The sequence below is a fragment of the Streptomyces sp. CNZ301 genome, assembly GCF_004217425.1.
The window spans coordinates 3,083,674-3,104,866 of record NZ_SHLG01000001.1; the positions used below are offsets into that span (position 1 = coordinate 3,083,674).

The 21,193-nt window shown below is 71.5% G+C and carries 20 protein-coding genes; 7 read left to right on the forward strand and 13 right to left on the reverse strand.

The annotated features are described in order from the left end of the window. Nucleotides 1-138 precede the first annotated feature (138 nt). Complete coding sequence (locus EV375_RS13170; RefSeq protein WP_130299605.1) at nucleotides 139-927, forward strand: enoyl-CoA hydratase-related protein; 789 nt, start codon at nucleotides 139-141, stop codon at nucleotides 925-927. A 24-nt stretch (nucleotides 928-951) separates the two neighbouring features. Here the strand turns inward: EV375_RS13170 and EV375_RS13175 are convergent, their stop codons facing one another. Further along, entirely contained in the window at nucleotides 952-1,557 is a 606-nt protein-coding gene (locus EV375_RS13175; RefSeq protein ID WP_130299606.1) for a DNA-3-methyladenine glycosylase I, read from the reverse strand. Then, nucleotides 1,547-1,999 (reverse strand): DivIVA domain-containing protein, encoded by a 453-nt coding sequence (locus tag EV375_RS13180; protein ID WP_130299607.1) that lies wholly within the window; start codon nucleotides 1,997-1,999, stop codon nucleotides 1,547-1,549. The genes EV375_RS13175 and EV375_RS13180 overlap by 11 nt, the downstream gene beginning before the upstream one ends. Before the next feature lie 202 nt (nucleotides 2,000-2,201). On the opposite strand from EV375_RS13180, the gene folP reads away from it, so the two are divergent. Further along, nucleotides 2,202-3,071, forward strand: a complete 870-nt coding sequence (folP, locus tag EV375_RS13185) for a dihydropteroate synthase (RefSeq protein ID WP_130299608.1) — start codon at nucleotides 2,202-2,204, stop codon at nucleotides 3,069-3,071. A gap of 50 nt (nucleotides 3,072-3,121) precedes the next feature. Here the strand turns inward: folP and EV375_RS13190 are convergent, their stop codons facing one another. Further along, complete coding sequence (locus tag EV375_RS13190; protein WP_130299609.1) at nucleotides 3,122-3,874, reverse strand: LOG family protein; 753 nt, start codon at nucleotides 3,872-3,874, stop codon at nucleotides 3,122-3,124. 120 nt (nucleotides 3,875-3,994) lie between these two features. Next, on the reverse strand, nucleotides 3,995-5,074 hold the full coding sequence (gene dapE / locus EV375_RS13195) for a succinyl-diaminopimelate desuccinylase (protein ID WP_130299610.1): 1,080 nt from the start codon (nucleotides 5,072-5,074) through the stop codon (nucleotides 3,995-3,997). Nucleotides 5,075-5,119: 45 nt separating this feature from the next. Here dapE and EV375_RS13200 point away from each other — a divergent pair, with 45 nt between their 5' ends. Next, nucleotides 5,120-6,160 carry a VldE C-terminal domain-containing protein gene (locus EV375_RS13200; RefSeq protein WP_130299611.1) on the forward strand — a complete coding sequence of 347 codons (1,041 nt, stop codon included), beginning with the start codon at nucleotides 5,120-5,122 and terminating at the stop codon, nucleotides 6,158-6,160. A gap of 406 nt (nucleotides 6,161-6,566) precedes the next feature. Next, nucleotides 6,567-7,097: an ATP-binding protein gene (locus EV375_RS29695; RefSeq protein ID WP_486588457.1), complete on the forward strand. Its 531-nt coding sequence runs from the start codon at nucleotides 6,567-6,569 to the stop codon at nucleotides 7,095-7,097. Nucleotides 7,098-7,312: 215 nt separating this feature from the next. Here EV375_RS29695 and dapC read toward each other — a convergent pair whose 3' ends face one another. Together dapC and fdxA are read right to left on the reverse strand one after the other, a co-directional pair. Then, a complete protein-coding gene (dapC, locus tag EV375_RS13210; protein WP_130299612.1) occupies nucleotides 7,313-8,470 on the reverse strand; it encodes a succinyldiaminopimelate transaminase in 1,158 nt (385 codons plus the stop codon). A gap of 112 nt (nucleotides 8,471-8,582) precedes the next feature. After that, entirely contained in the window at nucleotides 8,583-8,909 is a 327-nt protein-coding gene (gene fdxA / locus EV375_RS13215; protein WP_027764481.1) for a ferredoxin, read from the reverse strand. A 138-nt stretch (nucleotides 8,910-9,047) separates the two neighbouring features. Here fdxA and EV375_RS13220 point away from each other — a divergent pair, with 138 nt between their 5' ends. Together EV375_RS13220 and EV375_RS13225 are read left to right on the forward strand one after the other, a co-directional pair. Further along, nucleotides 9,048-10,136 carry a GNAT family N-acetyltransferase gene (locus EV375_RS13220; RefSeq protein ID WP_130299613.1) on the forward strand — a complete coding sequence of 363 codons (1,089 nt, stop codon included), beginning with the start codon at nucleotides 9,048-9,050 and terminating at the stop codon, nucleotides 10,134-10,136. 6 nt (nucleotides 10,137-10,142) lie between these two features. Then, nucleotides 10,143-11,252 (forward strand): transglutaminase-like domain-containing protein, encoded by a 1,110-nt coding sequence (locus EV375_RS13225; protein ID WP_486588458.1) that lies wholly within the window; start codon nucleotides 10,143-10,145, stop codon nucleotides 11,250-11,252. A 145-nt stretch (nucleotides 11,253-11,397) separates the two neighbouring features. Here EV375_RS13225 and EV375_RS13230 read toward each other — a convergent pair whose 3' ends face one another. From EV375_RS13230 to EV375_RS13245, 4 genes are all read right to left on the reverse strand, one after another. After that, nucleotides 11,398-13,476: a hypothetical protein gene (locus EV375_RS13230; RefSeq protein WP_130299614.1), complete on the reverse strand. Its 2,079-nt coding sequence runs from the start codon at nucleotides 13,474-13,476 to the stop codon at nucleotides 11,398-11,400. A gap of 129 nt (nucleotides 13,477-13,605) precedes the next feature. Continuing rightward, nucleotides 13,606-14,100 (reverse strand): DUF6113 family protein, encoded by a 495-nt coding sequence (locus EV375_RS13235; protein ID WP_130299615.1) that lies wholly within the window; start codon nucleotides 14,098-14,100, stop codon nucleotides 13,606-13,608. Continuing rightward, nucleotides 14,097-15,035: an N-acetyl-1-D-myo-inositol-2-amino-2-deoxy-alpha-D-glucopyranoside deacetylase gene (gene mshB / locus EV375_RS13240; protein ID WP_130299616.1), complete on the reverse strand. Its 939-nt coding sequence runs from the start codon at nucleotides 15,033-15,035 to the stop codon at nucleotides 14,097-14,099. The genes EV375_RS13235 and mshB overlap by 4 nt, the downstream gene beginning before the upstream one ends. A 31-nt stretch (nucleotides 15,036-15,066) precedes the next feature. Next, entirely contained in the window at nucleotides 15,067-15,261 is a 195-nt protein-coding gene (locus EV375_RS13245) for a hypothetical protein (protein WP_028434116.1), read from the reverse strand. Between the two features lie 219 nt (nucleotides 15,262-15,480). Here EV375_RS13245 and EV375_RS13250 point away from each other — a divergent pair, with 219 nt between their 5' ends. Beyond that, the gene (locus EV375_RS13250) at nucleotides 15,481-17,760 is read left to right on the forward strand and encodes a prolyl oligopeptidase family serine peptidase (protein ID WP_130299617.1); all 2,280 of its coding nucleotides are present in this window, start codon (nucleotides 15,481-15,483) and stop codon (nucleotides 17,758-17,760) included. Between the two features lie 231 nt (nucleotides 17,761-17,991). On the opposite strand, the gene EV375_RS13255 is transcribed toward EV375_RS13250, so the two are convergent. Genes EV375_RS13255 through EV375_RS13265 form a run of 3 tightly spaced genes read right to left on the reverse strand, consistent with a single transcriptional unit; the run spans nucleotide 17,992 to nucleotide 21,174 of the window. Beyond that, nucleotides 17,992-19,098: a dipeptide ABC transporter ATP-binding protein gene (locus tag EV375_RS13255; RefSeq protein WP_130299618.1), complete on the reverse strand. Its 1,107-nt coding sequence runs from the start codon at nucleotides 19,096-19,098 to the stop codon at nucleotides 17,992-17,994. A gap of 14 nt (nucleotides 19,099-19,112) precedes the next feature. Then, nucleotides 19,113-20,186, reverse strand: coding sequence for an ABC transporter ATP-binding protein (locus EV375_RS13260; RefSeq protein WP_130299619.1), 1,074 nt, complete (start codon nucleotides 20,184-20,186; stop codon nucleotides 19,113-19,115). 10 nt (nucleotides 20,187-20,196) lie between these two features. After that, the gene (locus EV375_RS13265) at nucleotides 20,197-21,174 is read right to left on the reverse strand and encodes an ABC transporter permease (RefSeq protein WP_130299620.1); all 978 of its coding nucleotides are present in this window, start codon (nucleotides 21,172-21,174) and stop codon (nucleotides 20,197-20,199) included. Nucleotides 21,175-21,193 lie beyond the last annotated feature (19 nt).

Consider the following 21,193-nt stretch of genomic DNA (forward strand, 5'->3'; position numbering starts at 1 on the left):
CCACTCATTCCGTCGACGAACCTGCGATACTGACCCGCTTCACTGCGCCGGAGCCCCGTCGAGGGGCGGCCCGGCGCCCGTGCGGGAACACCGGGGACGCCCTGTCGGCGCCCGATGATCTGAGCCATGCTTGCCCTCATGTCGGACACCGTGCTCTATGACGTGACCGAGGGTCTCGCGACGGTCACCCTCAACCGCCCTGATGCGATGAACGCGCTCAACAACGAGCTCAAGTCGGCGCTGCGCGACACCCTCCGCGAGGCAGCCGAGGACGAGGCCGTGAGGGCGGTGCTGCTGACCGGCAACGGACGCGCCTTCTGCGTGGGACAGGATCTGAAGGAACACATCGGCGCCCTGCAGGACGGCGGGGGCAACGCCCTCAGCACGGTCGAGGATCACTACAACCCCATCACCCTGGCCCTCGCGGGCATGCCGAAGCCGGTCGTGGCCGCGGTCAACGGCGTCGCCGCCGGTGCGGGCGCCGGGTTCGCCTTCGCCGCCGACTACCGTGTGCTCGCCGAGTCCGCCGCCTTCAACACCTCCTTCGCGGGGATCGCCCTGACCGCGGACTCGGGGATCTCCTGGACGCTGCCCCGCCTCGTCGGCCCCGGCCGGGCCGCCGACCTGCTGCTCTTCCCGCGGAGCGTGCGCTCCGGCGAGGCGCTCGAAATGGGGCTGGCCCACCGGGTCGTCCCGGACGGCGAACTCGCGGATCAGGCCGGGACGGTTGCACGTGAGCTGGCGCAGGGGCCGACCCGCGCGTACGCGGCGATCAAGGAATCGCTCGCGTACGGCTCCGGGCACTCGCTGGCCGAGACGCTGGAGAAGGAGGCCGAACTGCAGGTGCGCGCCGGGGCCACGAAGGACCACCAGGCAGCGGTCGAGGCGTTCGTCAAGAAGGAGAAGCCGCGCTTCACGGGACAGTGAGGCGCCGGAACGGGCGGCTGCCGGTCAGCCGCCGCCGGCGTCCATCTCGTCCCGCGCCCAGCAGTCGGCCAGGTGATCGTTGACCAGGCCGCACGCCTGCATCAGCGCGTACGCCGTCGTGGGGCCGACGAAGCGGAAGCCGCGCTTCTTCAGGTCCTTCGCGAGTGCCGTCGACTCGGCCGTGACGGCGGGAATCCCGGCGTGCGTACGGGGCGCGGGGCGCCCCTCCCGGTCGGGGGCGAACGACCAGATCAGCGAGTCCAGTTCGCCCTCGCCGAGGGAGACCGCCACCTGCGCGTTGGCGACGGCCGCCCGGATCTTCGCGCGGTTTCGGATGATGCCGGGATCGCCGAGCAGCCGCTCCTCGTCCTCCGGCGTGAAGGCCGCCACCTTCTCGATGCGGAAGCCCGCGAAGGCGGCGCGGAATCCCTCGCGGCGGCGGAGGATCGTCAGCCAGGACAGGCCGGACTGGAACGCCTCGAGACACAGCCGTTCGAAGAGGGCGTCGTCACCGTGGACGGGGCGGCCCCACTCGGTGTCGTGGTACGCGACGTAGTCGTCGGCGGACAGGCCCCACGGACAGCGCAGCAGCCCGTCGGGGCCCGGCTGCGCACCTCCCTCAGCGGCCATCGGGCCACTCCTGCGCACCCTGCCTGAGCGCCCCCGCACCATAGGCGCCGAACCCGCCGCCGGGACCGCCGCCCATGGCGTCCGGCCCGGGGCCTCCGCCCGGGTCGCCGCGCCCCATGGCCGCCGCCTGGGCGCCCGCCAGCGCCGACTCGAGCTCCGCGATGCGGGCGTCGCGCTCGGCGAGCTCGGCGCCGAGCCTGTCCAGCACGTCGTCGACCTGCTGCATCCGGTATCCCCTGGCCGTGACCGGGAGCCGCAGCCCGTCCACGTCGACCCGGGTGACGGGACGGCCCTCCGGCAGCGGCTCGTCGAGCTGGTCGGGCGGGGCGTCCCTCAGGCCGCCGAGGGCGACGTCGCCCCGCTCGTCCGCGGAGCTGCCCACCACGGCGAGCGTGACCGCGGCGACGACCACGGCCAGCGAGATCAGCAGAAACCAGAACACGGCCAACTCCCCGAGGAATTCTCGCGAGAGGGCCCTCTCGCGAACGTCCGGATGACTACGGCTTCCTATGCTCCCCGATCGTGCCACGCCCCACTGACACAACCGACAGGTCCGGAAGCGGAGCGCCCACCACCGCCCGTTAAGGTCGCCTCCGGGGGGAAAGGGCACATGCCTCCCCTCAGCGCTGAGCGAGAGGACGGCGATGCTGCGCCTGGGGACACGTGAGTTCGGTCCGCACGAGATGGTGGTCATGGCCATCGTGAACCGGACACCGGACTCCTTCTACGACCGTGGCGCCACCTTCCGCGACGAGCCCGCCCTGGAGCGGGTCGACCGCGCGGTGGCCGAGGGCGCGGCCGTCATCGACATCGGCGGTGTCAAGGCCGGGCCCGGCGAGGAGGTGACGGCCGAGGAGGAGGTGCGGCGCACGGCGGGCTTCGTCGCAGAGGTCCGCCGCCGCCATCCCGGCATCGTCATCAGCGTCGACACTTGGCGCCACGAGGTCGGCGAGGCCGTGTGCGAAGCCGGTGCGGATCTGCTCAACGACGCGTGGGGCGGCGTCGATCCGGCTCTGGCCGAGGTCGCTGCCCGGCACGGCGCCGGGCTGGTGTGCACGCACGCGGGAGGCGCCGAGCCGCGCACGCGGCCGCACCGGGTCAGCTACGACGGGGAGGGCGGTGTGATGGCGGACATCCTGCGCGTGACGCTGGGCCTGGCAGAGCGCGCCGTCGCTCTGGGGGTGCCCCGGGACTCCGTCCTCATCGACCCGGGGCACGACTTCGGCAAGTCAACGCGGCATTCGCTCGAAGCCACCCGCGAGCTGAAGGAGATGACGCGCAGCGGCTGGCCGGTGCTGGTGTCGCTGTCCAACAAGGACTTCGTCGGGGAGACGCTGGACGTGCCGCTTCAGGAACGGCTGACCGGGACGCTCGCCACCACCGCGGTCTCGGCATGGCTGGGCGCGCGCGTCTTCCGCGTCCACGAAGTCGCGGAGACGAGGCAGGTGCTGGAGATGGTCGCGTCGATCGCGGGGCACCGGCCGCCCGCCGTGGCGCGGCGGGGGCTCGCCTGAGCGGAGCCGGCGCCTCGGGCCCGCGGGGGTCCGCGTGCCTGCCGCCACCCTCAGCCGGCCTCCTTCGTGACGACCGCGACCGCCTCGTCGATGTCGTCCGTGACGTGGAAGAGCTCGACGTCGCGCGCGGACGCCTTGCCCTCCGCGACGACCGACCCGTGCAGCCAGTCCACGAGGCCCTGCCAGTACCCGCTGCCGAAGAGGACGATGGGGAAGCGTGTGACCTTCCTGGTCTGTACGAGGGTCATCGCCTCGAACAGCTCGTCCATCGTTCCGAGTCCGCCGGGCAGCACGACGAAGCCCTGCGCGTACTTCACGAACATCGTCTTGCGCACGAAGAAGTAGCGGAAGTTCACACCGATGTCGACGTAGGGGTTGAGGCCCTGCTCGAAAGGCAGCTCGATGCCGAGCCCGACCGAGGTCCCGCCCGCCTCCAGCGCTCCCTTGTTGGCCGCCTCCATCGCCCCCGGGCCGCCTCCGGTGATCACTCCGAAGCCGGCCTCGGTCAGCGCGGCCCCGATCCGCACGGCCGCCTCGTACTCCGGCGAGTCGACCGGCGTACGGGCGGAGCCGAAGACGCTGATGGCGGGCCCGAGTTCCGCGAGGGCACCGAAGCCCTCCACGAACTCCGACTGGATGCGCATGACCCGCCATGGGTCCTGGTGCACCCAGTCGGAAGGTCCGGTGGTGTCCAGCAGCCGCTGGTCCGTCGTCTCCGCCTGCATCTGCTTGCGGCGGCGCACCACCGGACCGAGACGCTGCTCGCGCGGCTTCCGTGCTCGGTCCCGCTCCGTGCTGGCCATCCCGGCGCTCCCTCCGACTGCGATCGTTCTGGTTCAGCGTACGCACGGGGAGCCCCTGCCGGTGTGACGGACAGCGGCACTCCGCCGGGCGGCGACCCGGCGGGAAGGTGTACGCCGGGTTCAGGCCGTCAGCCAGGTACGGAGGCGTTCCTCGCAGTGGAGGATCTTCGACGTCTCCACCCGCTCGTCGCGCTTGTGCGCCAGGTTCGGGTCGCCGGGTCCGTAGTTCACGGCCGGGACGCCGAGCGCGCTGAAGCGGGAGACGTCCGTCCATCCGTACTTGGGCTGCGGCTCTCCTCCGACGGCGTCCGTGAACGCCTTCGCCGCGGGATGGGAGAGGCCGGGCAGGGCGCCGCCCGAGCTGTCGTCCACGGTCAGCTCCCACTCGCCGCACCCGGAGAACACCTCGCGCACGTGGGCGAGGGCCTGCTCCTCGTCGATGTCGGGGGCGTAGCGGTAGTTGACGGTGACGGTGCAGGCGTCGGGGATGACGTTCCCCGCCACGCCCCCCTCGACCCGCACGGCGTTGAGCCCCTCCCGGTACTCCAGACCGTCGATCACCTTCCGGCGCGGCTCGTACGAGGCGAGCCGGGACAGGATGGGAGCCGCGGCATGGATGGCGTTCTCGCCCATCCAGCCGCGTGCGGAATGGGCACGCACTCCGCTGGTGCGCAGCAGGACGCGCAGCGTTCCCTGGCAGCCTCCCTCGACCTGGCCGCTGGAGGGCTCCAGCAGTACGGCGAAGTCACCGGCCAGCCAGTCGGGACGGGCTTCGGCGACGTGACCGAGACCGTTGAGGTGGGCGGCGACCTCCTCGTTGTCGTAGAAGACGAAGGTGAGGTCGCGGTTGGGCTCCGGGACGGTCGCGGCGATGCGCAGCTGCACGGCCACGCCGGCCTTCATGTCGCTCGTCCCGCAGCCCCACAGCACGCCCGAGTCGTCGAGGCGGGACGGCACGTTGCCGGCGATGGGCACCGTGTCGATGTGCCCGGCGAGGATGACGCGTTCGTCGCGTCCGAGCCGGGTGCGGGCGAGCACGTTGTTGCCGTACCGGTCGACGGTCAGATGGGGCAAGGCCCGCAGGGCGGTCTCGACGGCGTCGGCGAGCGCCCGTTCTTCTCCGCTCTCCGAGGGGAAGTCCACCAGCTGAGCGGTCAGCCGGGCGGCGTCCTGGTTCAGGTCGAGTCCGTTGTGCGGCATGAAAACAGCCTACGGGCGGCGGGACTTGGCAGAGCGGCTACCTTAATGCCCGTGTCCCCCTCGGAATCCTCACCTCACAAGTCCCGCGCCAGGGGCCTTCGTACAGCGGCGGCATCCATGGTTCTGCTGGTCATCGCCGGTTACGTGGCGACGCAGTACGTCACCAGCAGCACGGGGCCGGCGCGGTGCCTCGTCAGAACAGCCGGCGAGAAGCCGGAGGACTACGAGATCAAACCCGAGCAGGCCGCCAACGCGGCGACGATCACAGCGGTGGCCTCTCAGCGCGGTCTTCCGGAGCGTGCCGTCACGATAGCCCTGGCCACGGCCATGCAGGAGTCCTCGCTGCGCAACATCGAGCACGGTGACCGTGATTCGCTGGGCCTGTTCCAGCAGCGTCCGTCGCAAGGGTGGGGCACCGAGCGGCAGATCCAGGACCCTGTGTACGCCTCGGGGAAGTTCTACGACCACCTTGTGGAGATTCCCGGCTACTCGCGGCTGCCGCTGACCGTGGCAGCGCAGCGGGTGCAGCGCAGCGGCTACCCGCAGGCATACGCGAAGCACGAGACGCACGCGTCGCTGCTGACCGCCGCGCTGACGGGCCGCCGCGCCGCCGCGTTCAACTGCACCACCGGGCCGGCCGGCGGCGACGGCAAGGCCGGCAGCGCGACCCGGCTACGGGCACGCCTCGTGCGGGAGTTCGGCACGGGAGTGCTGCCCGGGCAGAAGCCGGACGCACCGGCACCGCCCACCGGGAACGCGGCCGTGGGCGAGGAGCCCCGTTCGGGCGCGGACCGGCGGGAGACGCACGAGGACGTCCTCGCGGCGGGTGGCGGGCCCCTCGGGCACCGGGCGGCGGACGAGGACCCGTCGAAGGTGAACATTCCTGTCCGTCCCGGCCGGCGCGGTTGGGAGCTGGCGCACTGGGCCGTGGCGAACGCCTCGGATCTGCGCATCGAGGAGATCACCTACCGCAACCGCGTCTGGAGCGCCTCCAGTTCGGAGGAGGGCTGGCGCCCGCGGGAGGACCCGGGCAGCGGGACGAGCGGTGCACGCACCGTCAGCGTGCGGCTCGCGACGGGCAACTAGCGCCGTCGGCAGGCTGTTTGTCCGCACTCGGAACGGCAGCCGCCGGCCCCGTTCGCCTTCGGTTCTCCGGTCGACGCGACACGCGTTCCGGCAAACGCGGCGCGCTCATCACCTTCGGGGGATTTCCGTACTGCGAAGTGGACGCCGCGCGTTCGGGGACGCCCATGACTCATTGCCGCAACACCCGTGCCACAGACGGGGTTTGGTGGTCCCGCAGCCGAGGTGACCAGGCGCGGAAGGCCTGTTCGGCACAGCCGATCATGTGACGCATTGCCAATCCTTTACCCCGGCGGCCCGCAACTTTCCGGCTCCTCGAGGCGATAGGCACAGCGCCCGACCCGGCGATTGCCCGGCCGGGTTGCATCACGTTTTCCGTAGCAGTAGATCTCTCCGTCAAAGGAGCAACATGTCCCTCCCTCTCACGCGCCGGATCGCCAAGACCGTGCTGCTGACGGCCGCGGGCGCCGCCTCTGTCGTTGGCACGGCCGGTGCTGCGAGTGCCGTTGAACTGCCGACGACGACCGATGTGGGCGGGCTGAGCCACCCGGACAACGCCATCGGCAGCGCCGCGCAGGGCGCCAAGACGCTCAACCCCATGAGCCACCGCCCGGTCGACGCCGCCTCCGGCGCCGCCGCCTCCGGCGTCAAGGCCGCCAGCAGCGACGCCGACCAGGTCGCGCCGAAGACCAGGAAGTTCGCCGGCAACACCGCCGACGGTGCCACCGATGGTGCCGCCGAAGGTCTGCAGCAGCAGGCTCCGAAGACCCAGCAGCTGCCGGCCAAGCCCGCGCAGGGGCAGCCCGCCGCCCAGCGGCCGGCCGCGAACGCGGCTCAGCCTCAGAGCACCCTCGACCGGGCTGTTCCAGCCAAGGGCCTGCTGGGGAGCCAGAAGGTGCTGCCGAACGGTCTGGGAACCGCCTCGATCGCCGGCCTCTGACACCGGCGCGCAGGCGCACACACGTGGGGAAGGGCCGCGGAGAATTCTCTCCGCGGCCCTTCCCCACGTCGTTCGGAACGGAGCGGTTGCCGGCGTTGAGCGGAAGGTCCCGCGTCGGCGGAACGGCCCGGCCCGCTCTGCTCCCACCGGCCGCAGTCCCCCGGAGCCCTGGGGCCCATGCGGCTCTCCAGCCGCGGGATCGCGCGGCCCTCCGGTCAGCTCTCCAGCCGTCGCACCGCAGCCGAGACACGCTCGTCCGTCGCCGTGAGGGCGACACGCACGAACCGGTCGCCCGCGGTGCCGTAGAAGTCCCCCGGGGCGACGAGCACTCCGAGCTTGGACAGGTCGCCGACGGTGTCCCAGCACGGCTCGTCCCGCGTCGCCCAGAGGTAGAGGGACGCCTCGCTGTGCTCGATGCGGAAGCCGCGCCCCTCGAGCGCCGTGCGCAGGGCCGCCCGGCGGGCCGCGTAACGCTCCCGCTGAAGCGCCACATGCGCGTCGTCGCCGAGGGCGGCGACCGTCGCGGCCTGCACGGGAGCGGGCACCATCATCCCGCCGTGCTTGCGGATGTGCAGCAACTCCCTCAGCACCGCAGGGTCACCGGCCACGAAGGCAGCGCGGTAGCCGGCGAGGTTGGAGCGCTTGGAGAGCGAATGGACGGCGACGACGCCCTCGTACGAGTCGCCGCAGACCTCCGGGTGCAGCACCGAGACCGGATCGGTCTCCCAGCCGAGTTCCAGATAGCACTCGTCGCTGACGAGCAGCACACCGTGCTCACGTGCCCACGCGACGGTGCGCGTCAGCTGATGCGCGTCCAGAACCCGGCCCGTCGGGTTGGAGGGCGAGTTCAGCCACAGCAGGCGCAGACCGTCCGGGTCCAGATCCGTCGGGTCGTCGTAGACGACGGGTTCGGCGCGGGCCAGGCGCGCCCCCACCTCGTATGTCGGGTAGGCGAGCCGCGGGTACGCCACACGGTCGCCGGCACCGAGACCGAGCTGGGTGGGCAGCCACGCGACGAGCTCCTTGGAGCCGACGACCGGCAGCACGTTCCGGTGCGTCAACCCCGAAGCTCCCAGGCGGCGTTCGCACCAGCCCGTGATGGCGTCCCGCAGTGCGGCGGTGCCCCACACGGTGGGGTAGCCGGGGCTGTCGGCGGCGTCGGTCAGTGCCCGCCGGACCACCTCGGGGACGGGGTCCACGGGAGTGCCCACGGACAGGTCGACGATGCCGCCGTCATGCGCCGCCGCGGCGGCCTTGTAGGGCTCCAGCTTGTCCCAGGGGAATTCGGGGAGCCGTGCGGAGACGGAGGCAGCGGAGGGACCGGCGGAACCCGTCGGGCCTGTGGAACCTGCGGGACCTGTGGATGAGGCCACGGGGATGACTCGCTTTCTGCTGTGAAACACGTGGTCCCGCACGCCCGCCGGAGGGACCGGCGCGCTGTGCGGGACCACGGACCGCGGAAGGGGGACGGCCCGGACCGCGGTGTCACTCGTCGTGGCTCTGCGGGGGCAGCGCGGCGATGACGGGGTGGTCCCGCTCGATCAGACCGAGCTTGCTCGCTCCGCCGGGCGAGCCGAGTTCGTCGAAGAACTCCACGTTCGCCTTGTAGTAGTCCTTCCACTCCTCGGGAGTGTCGTCCTCGTAGAAGATCGCCTCGACCGGGCAGACCGGTTCGCAGGCACCGCAGTCGACGCATTCGTCCGGGTGGATGTACAAGGACCGCTGGCCCTCGTAGATGCAGTCGACGGGGCACTCCTCGATGCAGGCCTTGTCCTTAAGGTCGACACAAGGCTCCGCGATGACGTAGGTCACGCTGTCGTTCCTCCTCAATAGGGCCGGCGGACCGGTGTCGGTGTCCGCCGCTGGGCGCGCGGGAGCGCGGCGTCGTCGATGCCCGTCCTAGTATCTCCGTTCCCGGTACCGAGACGAACAGGAGGGGCGGGTAGAGAAGTGGAATTCACCACGGGCGGACGACTCGAGGTCCGAATCACCATGTCTGACGTGGGGAAACGCGTATCCGTCCGGTCCTTGACCGGTTCTGGAGGACGGCACGCCACCTTCACCGACACGGTCGGCGTTCTCACATCCTGGAACGACGGTGTGCTCCACATCACCCGCCGCGGCGGACAGAGCGTGCCCATCGACGAATCGGCGCTGGTCGCCGGGAAGGTCGTCCCCGGCGCCCCGGCCCGGCGGCGCGGCATCCCCGCCGCGGGCGTACGTGAACTCGTCGAGGTGGCGGCGCGGGGATGGCCCGCCGTCGAGACCGAGCAGCTGGGCCACTGGACCCTCAGGGCGAGCGCGGAGGAGGCGCCGCCCGCCGGAGGTGCGCGCGGCCTCCGCCGCGAGGGCTTCACCGCGCGGGCCAACTCCGTACTGCCGCTGGGTGATCCCGGCATGCCTCTCGCCGGAGCGCTGACCCATGCGCGCCGCTGGTACGAGGAGCGCGGGCTGGTGCCCCGCGTGCAGGTCACGACGGGCGGCGAGCGCACGGACGAACTGCTCGCCGCGGAACTGGAGGAGCGCGGCTGGACGGGAGAGCGGCACGCGCTGCTCAGGGTGGCCGCGCTGGCGCCGCTTGCCGACCGCGAGCCGGACGTCCGCGTGCGGCTCACCCGCGCTCCCGGGGCGCACTGGTTCTCGCTCTACCGCCGGGCCGGCGAAATGCCGCGCGCCGCAACGAAAGTGCTGACGGGCGGCCCGTCCGTCTGGTTCGCGACGGTGCACGGCGACGCCGGCGCCCCGGGCACGGGAGGGGACGCTGACGGGGGTACGGCCGGGGACGCGGCAGCGATCGGGCGGTGCGTCGTCGACGGACGGTGGGCGGGCTTCGCCGGAATAGAGGTGGCTCCGGAACGCCGCCGGGAGGGGCTGGCCACCGCGGTGATGGCCGAGTTGGCGCGGGCTGCCCTCGCCGAGGGTGCCTCCGCCGCGTACCTCCAGGTGGAACGCGACAACGAGGCGGCGCGGGCGCTGTACGACGGAATGGGCTTCGCCGACCACCACGCATACCACTACCGCCGCGCTCCGGAGGACTGATCCGCGTTGACCGGCGAGGAGACAGGTGAAGACCGCGGTCCGGGCCCTGAAGGGGGCGACGGCGGCGGTGCGGGCGACGACGGCGGCAACCGCGACAGGTTCGCCGAGGCGGCACGCGACGAGCGCCCCGATCTGGCGCTGATGTGCCTGCTGCTCGGCGTCGAGGCCGCCAGGGCGAAGACCGTGACGCACCGGGCGAAGGACGAGCGCGCTCGGCGGCGCCGGGACGAACGCGACGAGCACGGAACCGGCCACCGGGACTACCACAAGGGCCCGGAGAAGGACCAGGCCAAGGACGGGGACGGGAACGAGGGCAAGGCCCAGGAGGACAAGGACCGAGGCGCGGGCGCAGCACCGCACAGCCACGGGCACGGGCACGGGCACGGGGACGAGCGGTCGCTCCTCGAAGCGGAGATCGAACTCGACCGCCTCGCCGGGCTGTTGCCGTACTCTCCCTCGCGCACACCCGAGGAGTGGGCGCGCGCGCTCGGCCGGCTGCTGGGGTCGGAGCACGGATTCCACGGCACCCCGCAGGACTACCGGCGGCTGGAGTCGTCCCTGCTCCAGTCCGTGCTGCGGCGGCGCCGGGGGCTCCCGATCCTGCTGTCGGTCGTCTGGATCGAGGTGGCGCGGCGGGCCGGCGCTCCGGTGTACGGGGTGGGCCTGCCGGGCCACTTCGTGATCGGTTTCGGTGATCCGGCCGGGGAGCACGTCCTCGCCGACCCCTACAACGGCGGCCGTCTGCTCTCGTCCGGCGATCTGGAGCTGCTGGCGGCGGGTGCGACGGGTGTGCGCAGACCGCTCTCAGCGTCCTCGCTCCACCCGGCGGGGCCGGTGGAGATCGTGCTGCGCATCCTGAACAACATCCGAGCCTGGGCCGCCACACGTCCCGAACAGTCGGGCGTGCAGCTGCTGGCGCTCGACCTGTCCCTGCTCCTGCCCCACCGTCCGGCGCGACTGCGGTACGAGAGGGCACGGCTGCTCGTGGAGCGCGGCGAATTCCTCGACGGTGCGGCGGCGCTGGAGGAGTACGCGTCAACCATCGAGGCGATGGAGCCGTCCGAGGCGGAGTCGGTGCGCAGCGCGGCCCGGGTCGCCAGGGCGCGGCTCAACTGAGGGGCCGAGCGGACGAGTTGTGTCCGGGGGCGGCCGCTCCTGGGGTGAGGCACCGCATGCCTCCGGGCGGTCACGGGCGGCCCTTGCCGCGGAGGCCCTTGCCGCGGGCGGGGCGCCGGTTTCGCGGCACGACACCCCCGTCCTCTCACTGCGGGTTCAGCGGGATCTCCCGTACGCGCTTGGCGGGGCTGGTCTCCTTGAGCGCGAGACGCAGGGCACCGGCGACGTCCTGCGGCGTGACCGGCGTCTTGCTGCCGTCGCCACGGGTGATCTCCACACCGGCGAATGTCGTGCCGTACAGCTCCTTGAGGACGGGCAGGTCGTAGGTGTCCACCAGGGTGCCGTTGACCGGCTTCATGGACAGGAACTTCGGCAGCGACTTCTCCGGGCTGAACTGGATCGACGCATTGCCCGCCTTGATCGTCACAAGTCCGGACATCGCAGGTTTGCCGAACTCCCTGATCGCCCTGGCGATTTCCTTCTTGCCGACCTGCGGCTGCTGCCGCGACACGGGCAGCTGGACCGGTCCGTTGTTCCCGGTGGCGGCGCGCGTGCGGTACGCCTCCTCCAGCTTCTTGCCGGCCTCCCCGGCGTCGATTCCCTTGTGCGGCTTGCCCGGTACGGCGACGGCCTTGCCCTTGATGAACTTGACCATCCCGTCCTTGGGAGCGCCGCCGACGCCGGTCTGCTTGGAGATCTGCGAGATGGCCGACGCCATCTTCTCCTGGTCGATCTTCAGCGCGGGCTCCGCGTTCCGCTCGACGCCGAAGAGCGAGCCGATGACGGAGACCGGGTTGTAGTCCCGTCCGGCGGCACTGCGCACCGTCGCCTCGGTGTCCAGCGTCATGCCCGCGACGCTCGGCTTGAGCTTGGCCTTCTGGCCCTCGGCGACGACGGTGAACGCCTGGGTCGTGCGGTCGCCGAAGGCGGCGTCCAGCTTGTTCACGGCTTCGTGCCTGCTCATGCCGCCGATCTCGACGCCGAGCACCGTGGTGCCGTTGGGCACGTCCGCGTGGTCGAAGAGCAGGCCGGCTCCGTAAGCGACGCCGACGACCCCGAGGAGACCCGCCCCGGCGAGCATCAGCTTCGAACGGCCGCCGGAGGAGACGTCGTCGCCGCCGTCCCTGGAACCGGCACGCTGGAACGGGGACCCGGAGGTGCCGCCGCCGTCCTCGTCGGCCAGGCGCGGAGCCCGGCTCATCAGGGTTTCGCCGACGATGCGGTCCTTGCCGGACTCCGCCTCCGCGACGGCGCCGTCACGGGCGCCGCGCGCCCCGTAGGCGGGCAGGCCGTCGCTGCCTCCCGGTTCGCGCGAGAGCATCTCCTCGCCGATACCACCGGGGGCGAACGGCGCGCGGCCGGTGCCCAGTCCGAGGGTCGAACTCGCGGGGGACTCGGGCGGCTCGTCGCCCGGGCCGGGCCGCGGCGGCAGCAGCATGTCGCCGCTGACGGGGCCGGTCGTCGGCCCGTCCTGGCCGGCTCCGGGATCGTCCGCGGCGGGAGTGCCCGCGGGCGGGGTGTCCGTGCGGGGCGCGGAGTAGGAGCCGGTCTCGTACGGGTCGGTCGACCGGTACAACTCCCCCACGCCGTACGGATTCTTGACGCCGTACGGGTCCTGGCTGCCGTAAGGGGACTCCCCTGCGCCCGGTGTCGTCCCGGGACTCGCGGGACCGGCCGGCCCGGCGGCCGCGCCGGGAACGGCGGAACCGGTTCCGGAGCCCGAACCCCCGGACGGGGGCTTGGTCTTGCGCGGCGCGAACCAGTCGCTGGTCTCCGGCTTGGCACCGCCCGAGGCGTCCTCCGGCGGCCGTGAAGGGCCGGGCGACGCGAGGCCCGGAGCAGCGCCGGGCACCGCTCCCGGGACGCCGTCGCCGGGAGCCCGCAGGGGGTGCGCACCGTCGGCGGGTGAGGGGCCGTTCCGTTCGGCGCCGCTCGCCGTACCGTCCGCGCCGGCGTTGCCGCCGGACTCGCCCTCGTTGACCGGCTTCCGCATCACGACGGGCGGAATCGGCCGCGAGCCGGGGATGTTGATCCGGATGCGGGTCGTCAGCGTCGTCTCGGTCTTGCGGTCTTCGGGCTTCCGCTGCGCGTCCGAGGCCGACGACTCCTCCGAGCCGGCGGACTCCCCGGCGGCGCCAGGGCCGTACGGCTCGGTGCCTGGCGGGTACGACGCTCCGCCGCGGCCCTGCGGCCCGGAGGACGAACGGTCAGTTTCACGACTCAAGGCAGGTACTCCCGGTTGGGTTCACCGCCCATCATGCTTGTCCCAGGACGGTTCGCCGGCGCGCACCAGCTTACTTGGGGACGCCGCCGCGGGACCCTCGCCCTCACAATCCCCTGGACAGCGGCCCCATCAGCGGTACTTGCCCCCTGGCACTGGCGGTGCCGGCAGCGCGATGGTGGCACACATCACAGCGGCGAGCACCCCGCCCAGTAGAAAGACATATGAACCAATGCCCGCCCCGAAAGCGAAGTCGCCCTCCGGCCGCGGTGCGGTCAGCAGGAAGACGGTGACCACCCAGCCCGCCCCGGGCGCAGCGGCCCCCACCCGGGTACGGCACAACTTGGCGCCGCCCCAGAAGAGTCCGACGGCGCCGGCCAGGGCGAGGACCAGACCGGCCGGGAACCAGGCACTCTGCACCAGGGCGCCGGCGGCGGCCGTGAGCACTCCGAGCGCGAGCAGCACCAGGTAGACGCCCATGCGTGCCGTACGGGAGGCGGGAACCGGTTCGGGCCACGGGAGTTGCGCCCGACCGGCGCCGGTGCCTGGGCCAGTGCTTGAGCCGGTGCCTGGGCCGGACGGCTGCCGCCCCTGCCCGTGTTCTTCCTCGCCACGCTCGCCGCTCATGCGCCCGCTCCCGCGAACAAGTCCTGTGTGATACCGCCGGAACGCTCTCCCGACGCGTGGGCCAGACGGTAGTACTCGGTGCTCAGCAACGGCTGGCCCAGGCCGTTGCTGAGCGCGAAGGTGTCGCCGGCCACCGTGATCTGGGTCGCGTGCGCACGCATGGCTGCCGCCTTCGCCTCGGCGTGGGCCCGTCCGTCCACCACCGCGTCGACGGACTTCTCGTCCTCCACGATCCCCGGCACGTCCTCCGGTTCCGCCACCGCGGAGTACGGGAGCGGCGAAGCCGCCCTCAGCCGTGCGAAGCCCTCCTCGACGACCCCGCGGGGCACGCAGTTCCAGTAGACACGCCCCACTCGGTGGGGCTCGCCGGCACCGGGCGCGAAGTCCCGGTCCGGGGCCAGTTCGGCGGCGCGCATCGCGACGCGGTGCGCCTGGATGTGGTCGGGGTGGCCGTAGCCGCCGTCCGGGTCGTACGTGACCATCACCTGCGGACGCACCTCGCGGATGACGCGCACCAGATGGAGCGCCGCCTCGTCGAGGGGGGCCTGCCAGAAGCAGTCCGGGCGCAGGTTCGTGGCGAGGCCCATCATGCCGGAGTCGCGGTAGCGGCCCGGACCGCCCAGGAAGCGGTGGTCGGTGACGCCCAATTCCCTCATGGCCCGGGCGAGTTCGTGCATGCGGTGGCGCCCCAGCGGGGTGATCTCCCCCGCTGGCGCCGCGGGCTCGGGCGCGGGCTCACCCGGCTTCGGCTGCTGCGGAGCGAGGTGCGCCAGCTCGGCAGGGATGACTTCGCCCTCCTCGCCCAGGGTGCAGGTCACCAGCGTGACGTGGACGCCCTCGGCGGCGTACTTGGCCATGCTGGCGCCGTTGTTGATCGACTCGTCGTCCGGGTGCGCGTGCACCAGCAGCAGACGCCGGTCAGGGGCTGCGCTCATGCCCCTGACCCTACGGCTCCCCTCGGGCGGCTCAGAACTTGATGTCCCCGAGCATGCCCGCCACGTTCGTCGTCAGCTCGTTGATCGTCGGAGCGATCGACGAGCCGGCCAGGTAGAAGCCCAACAGCACGCAGACGACGGCGTGCCCGGCTTTCAGGCCGGCCTTCTTGACGAGCAGAAGGACGATGATCAAGAGCAGCACGACCGCCGAAATCGAGAGTGCCACGGCGGTTCACCTCCAAGTACGCGCGGTCGGGCGACGGATCCGGACAGCATGAGCCCATGACACGGGCGGGACACCGGCGTCATACCCGGCTCCCGTCTCGCGCAATGGATCATAACTATCCGTCAGATGGCACGGGCCGGGTGCACAGGTGCAGACGAGGGGCGCATATTCGATTCCGGCCACCGTGGCCCGCGCCCGCCAGGCTCTACGCTCTGCCGCATGGCCACTACTTTCCCCCGTCAGTACGCACGCACCCAGCGCTTCACCCTGGGCGCCCCGCGCGCTTTCACCGTCGCACCCGATGGCTCGCGCGTCGTCTTCCTCCGCTCCCGGGAGGGAACTGACCGGGCCAATCTCCTATGGGTGCGCGAGCAGCCCGGCCCACGGGAGTACGTCGCCGCCGACCCGGCGAGCCTGCTCGGGGGCGCGGCCGAGGAGCTCTCCGCGGAGGAGCGGGCCCGCCGGGAACGCAGCCGCGAGGGTTCTGCCGGAATCGTCGGATATGCCACTGACATGGCAGTCGAATGCGCCTCTTTCGCGCTCTCGGGGCACCTGTTCGTGGCAGATCTCCGGGCGGGAGAGTGCCGGCAGCTGGACACACCTGAGCCCGTCGTCGACCCGCGCCCCTCCCCCGACGGCACCCGCGTCGCCTACGTATCCGGCGGTGCCCTGCGCATCGTCCGCACCGACGGCACCGGCGACACCGTGCTGGCCGCCCCGGAGAACGACCGGATCACCTACGGTCTGGCCGAATTCGTCGCAGCCGAGGAGATGGACCGCAGCCGGGGCTTCTGGTGGTCTCCGGACGGAACCCACCTGCTCGTCGCGCGCGCCGACGACTCCCCCGTGCAGCGGTGGTGGATCGCCGACCCGGCGCACCCGGAACGGAGGCCGTCCGAGGTGCCCTATCCGGCCGCGGGCACGGCGAACGCAGACGTCACGCTGCACCTGGTGAGCGCGGATGGCGCCGAGGTCCGTGACGTCGAGTGGGACCGCGCGCGCTTCCCGTACCTCGCCCGCGTCCACTGGTCGCCGGGAGGGCCGCCGCTGCTGCTCGTCCAGTCCCGCGACCAGTGCACTCAGCTGTACCTCGGCGTCGACACCGCGACCGGTGCCACCCGCACGCTGCACTCGGAGCAGGACCCGGACTGGCTGGAGCTGTTCCCGGGCGTGCCCGCCTGGACACCGGACGGACGGCTCGTGCGCATCGACGACGAGTCGGGGGCACGTGTGCTGACGGTGGGCGAAAGCGCCTTCACCGACGCCTCGTTGCACGTCCGGGCGGTGCTCGACGTGGGCGCGGACGGGGTGCTCTTCTCCGCCTCGGCGGGCGGCGCGGCCACCGGGGACGCGGCCGAAGCGGTCGGCGACATCGGTGTCCACTTCGCACGGTTCGCCGACGACGGCTCGTGCGGCGGCATCGCGCGCCTGACGGACCCCGGCGACGGCGCCACAGCCGACGGCCCCGGCGGCGGAGCGGGCAGCGGCTCCGGCGGCCGGCCGCCCCACGTGGCCTCCGCCGTGCGGGGCGGGGACACCGTCGTCCTCTCCACCGCCTCGCTCTCGCGCCCAGGTTCGCGGGTCGCCGTCCTGCGCATGGACGGCAACGCCGGCATGGGCGCCGGTGACGGCGGAGACGCCGGTGAGACAGGTGAGGCCGGGGCCTTCACGCTCACGCCCGTGGACGTCGTTCCGTCACAGGCTCAACAGCCCCTGCTCACCGCGGCGCCGCGGCTGCTGCGCGCCGGCCAGCGGCGGATCCCCGCGGGGCTCGTCCTGCCGACGGGACACCGGGACGGCGACGGCCCGCTGCCCGTCCTCATGGACCCCTACGGCGGGCCGCACGGCCAGCGCGTGGTCGCGGCCCACAACGCGTGGCTCACCTCGCAGTGGTTCGCCGACCAGGGCTTCGCGGTGGTCGTGGCCGACGGCAGGGGCACGCCGGGGCAGTCGCCGGCGTGGGAGAAGGCCGTCTCGCGGGACATCGCCGACGTCACGCTCGACGACCAGATCGAGGCGCTGCGGTCGCTCGCGGCGGACCATCCGCTGGACCTGACGCGCGTCGGCATCCGCGGCTGGTCGTACGGGGGTTACCTGGCCGCGCTCGCCGTGCTGCGCCGTCCCGACGTCTTCCACGCGGCGGTCGCGGGCGCCCCCGTCACCGACTGGCGGCTGTACGACACGCACTACACCGAGCGCTACTGCGGCATGCCGGACGAGGACGCGGAGGTGTACGCGCGTACCTCCGTGATCACCGACGAGGGCCTCTCCGGCGCTGCCGAGCAGCACCGTCCTCTCATGCTGATCCACGGCCTGGCGGACGACAACGTGGCCGCCGCGCACACGCTGCGGCTCTCCTCTGCGCTCCTGGCCGAGGGCCGCCCGCACGAGATGCTGCCGCTGTCGGGCGTCACGCACATGACGCCGCAGGAACAGATCGCGGAGAACCTGCTGCTGCTCCAAGTGGCCTTCCTCAAGCGCACGCTGGGCATGGAGTAGCGGTACGGACACGGGAACGGGCACCGGCGCAAGCAACGGGGCGCCGCCGCGGACTGGCCGCGGCGGCGCCCCGTGAGGCTGGGACGAGCGGCCGGTGAGGGCGACGAGAATCGTCCCCGGCCGGTTTCCCGTGTGCGTGCGTCAGGACTCCGTGGCAGGACTCGGCGGCAGGACTCCTTCGCAGGGCCCCGTGGCAGGGCCCCGTGGCAGGGCCCCGTGGCAGGACTCCGCTCAGGACTCCATCGCCTTGAGGGCCGCGTCCAGGACGACGTCCTCCTCGCGACCCGTCGTGGAGCCCTCCTCCGGGAAGTGGCACGCCGTCAGGTGTCCCGCGGTGTTGCCGGTGATCTGGACGAGCGGCGGCTCCTCCGTGGCGCACTTGTCCTGCGCCTTCCAGCAGCGCGTGCGGAAGCGGCAGCCCGAGGGCGGATTGATGGGAGAGGGCACGTCTCCCGCGAGACGGATGCGCTCGCGCTGCTCCTCCTCGCTGTCCTCCAGCTTCGCCTCCGGCACGGCCGAGAGCAGGGCGTGCGTGTACGGGTGGCGCGGGCGCGTGTAGATGGACTCGCGGTCGCCGACCTCGACGATCTTCCCCAGGTACATCACCGCGAGACGCTGCGAGAAGTGCCGCACGATCGCCAGGTCGTGAGCGATGAAGACGAAGGCGATGCCCATGTCGCGCTGCACCTGCTGAAGCAGGTTCACGACCTGTGCCTGGATGGACACATCCAGAGCGGAGACCGGCTCGTCCGCCACGATCAGCTTCGGCTCCAGGGCGAGCGCGCGTGCGACGCCGATGCGCTGGCGCTGTCCGCCGGAGAACTCGTGGGGGAAGCGGTTGTAGTGCTCCGGGTTGAGACCGACGGTCTCCAGCATCTCCCGGATGCGCTTCTCGCGGCCGCCGGGCGGGTTGATCCCGTTGACCTCCATCGGGTTGCCGATGATGGAACCGACCGTCTGCCGCGGGTTCAGCGACGAATACGGGTCCTGGAAGATCATCTGGATCTCGGAGCGCACGGGCGCGAGTTCCCTGCGGCCGGCGTGCGAGATGTCCTGGCCGCGGTAGCTGATCTTGCCGCGCGTGGGCTCCAGCAGCCGCGTGAGCAGCCGTCCGGTGGTGGACTTGCCGCAGCCGGACTCGCCGACGAGGCCGAAGCTCTCGCCGGGCATCACGCTCAGGTCGACGCCGTCGACGGCCTGGACCGCGCCCACCTGCCGCTTGAAGGGGAAGCCGCCCATGATGGGGAAGTGCTTGGTCAGGCCCTCGACCTTCATCAGGGGCTCGCCCGAAGGCGGGTTGTCGTCCTGCGGCTTGGTCAGGGTGAGTTCTTCGCTCATTGCTGTGATTCTCCCTAGCCCAGCCGGGGTTTGATCTGCTCGATGAAGAAGGTCTTCTTCTGCTCGGCCGTCAGATGGCAGGCGGCGCCGCGTCCTTCCGGCAGCACGGGCCTGTCGGCGGAGCAGGACTTGCCGCCGGCCACCTCGTCCACGTAGTTGCACCGCGGGTGGAACGGGCAGCCCGGCGGCGGCGCGAGCAGGCTGGGCGGTGTGCCCTTGATCGGGACGAGTTCTTCGTTGACGTCGCCGGAGAGGCGCGGCATGGAGCTCAACAGGCCCCAGGTGTAGGGGTGCCGGGGCGAGCGCAGCACTTCCTCGACGCTTCCGCGTTCCACCGCACGCCCGCCGTACATCACGAGGATGTCGTCGGCGACGTTGGCGATCACACCCAGGTCGTGGGTGATGAAGATGATCGCCGAGCCGAACTCCTGCTGGAGGTCCTTGAGGAGGTCCAGGATCTGCGCCTGCACGGTCACGTCGAGGGCCGTCGTCGGCTCGTCGGCGATGAGCAGGTCCGGGTTGCACACGAGAGCCATGGCGATCATCGCGCGCTGCCGCATGCCGCCGCTGAACTGGTGCGGGTAGTCGTTGACGCGCAGCTTCGCGTTGGGGATGCCGACCTTGTCCAGCATCTCGACGGCACGCAGGTGCGCCTCACGCTTGGAGACGCCCATGTGCTTGCGGTAGGGCTCGGCGATCTGACGGCCCACCGTGTAGTACGGCGAGAGCGCCGTCAGCGGGTCCTGGAAGATCATCGCCATCTTGTTGCCGCGCAGCGACTCCAGCGTCTTCTCCCGCGCGCTGGTCAACTCCTGGCCGTCCAGCACGATTTCGCCGGAGACGTCGGTCTTCTTCGGGTTGTGCAGCCCGAGGATGGACAGGTTCGTCACGGACTTGCCGGAGCCGGACTCGCCGACGATGCCGAGCGTGCGGCCGCGCTCCAGGTCGAATGAGAGACCGTCGACGGCCTTGACGGTGCCGCCTTCGGTGTCGAAGTGCACATACAGGTCACGTACGGAGAGGAAGGCGCCGGACGCTCCCGCATCGCGCGGGGCCGGGACGTCCGCTTCCTTGGTCAGGGTGCTCACAGCGGTACTCCTAGGCCAGCCGCACGCGCGGGTCGATGAATGCGTATGCGGCGTCCACGATGACGTTGAAGAGGATGATGAACGTCGCCGAGAAGAGCATGACGCCCATCACCATGGGCAGGTCGGTCTTCTCGACGGATTCCACGGCCAGCTTCCCGAGGCCGGGGAGCGAGAACGTCCACTCCGTGATCATCGCGCCGCCGAGCAGCGAACCGAGGTCCACGCCGAAGATCGTCACGATCGGGATGAGCGAGCCCCGCCAGGCGTAGCGGAAGAAGACGAACTTCCCCGACATGCCCTTGGCCCTCGCCGTTCGGACGTGGTCCTCCCCGAGCTGCTCGATCATCGAGGAGCGCGACAGACGTGTGTAGTTCGCCGTGAAGATGATCTGGATCACCATCCACGGGATGAGCAGCCCCATGAACCAGCCCGCGGGGTCCTCCGTCAGCGGCACGTACGAAGGCTGGTCCAGCAGCCCCAGGTTGAAGACCAGGAGCGCCATCACGAGCGGGCCGACGAAGTAGATCTGCAGGGAGCTGAGCACGAGAGAGCCGGTGCTGAAGACCTTGTCCGCAAGGGTTCCGCGCTTCCAGGCGGCGATCATGCCGGCACCGAGGCCGATGGTCAGGAAGACGACCGCACCTCCGACCGTCAGCGAGACGGTGGTCGGGAAGCGGTCGAGGATGGTGTTCCAGACCGGCTCCGAGTCGGCGAACGAGTAGCCGAAGCACGGTGCGGGGCACGCGCCTTGGGCGAACGTGCGGCCCGCGAAGATACCGACCATGAAGTGCCAGTACTGCATCGGGATGGGCTCGTCGATGCCCATTTGCTTGCGGATGATTTCCAGCGCGTCCGGCGTGCAGTTCTTGCCGCAGGCCAGCATCGCCGGATCTCGCGGTACGGCGTAGAAGAGGAAGAAGGTGACCGCGCTGATGATCAGCAGGATCACCATCGCGCCGAGGAACCGGCGGACGAGGAAACGAAGCATGACGGAACGCAGCTCTCGT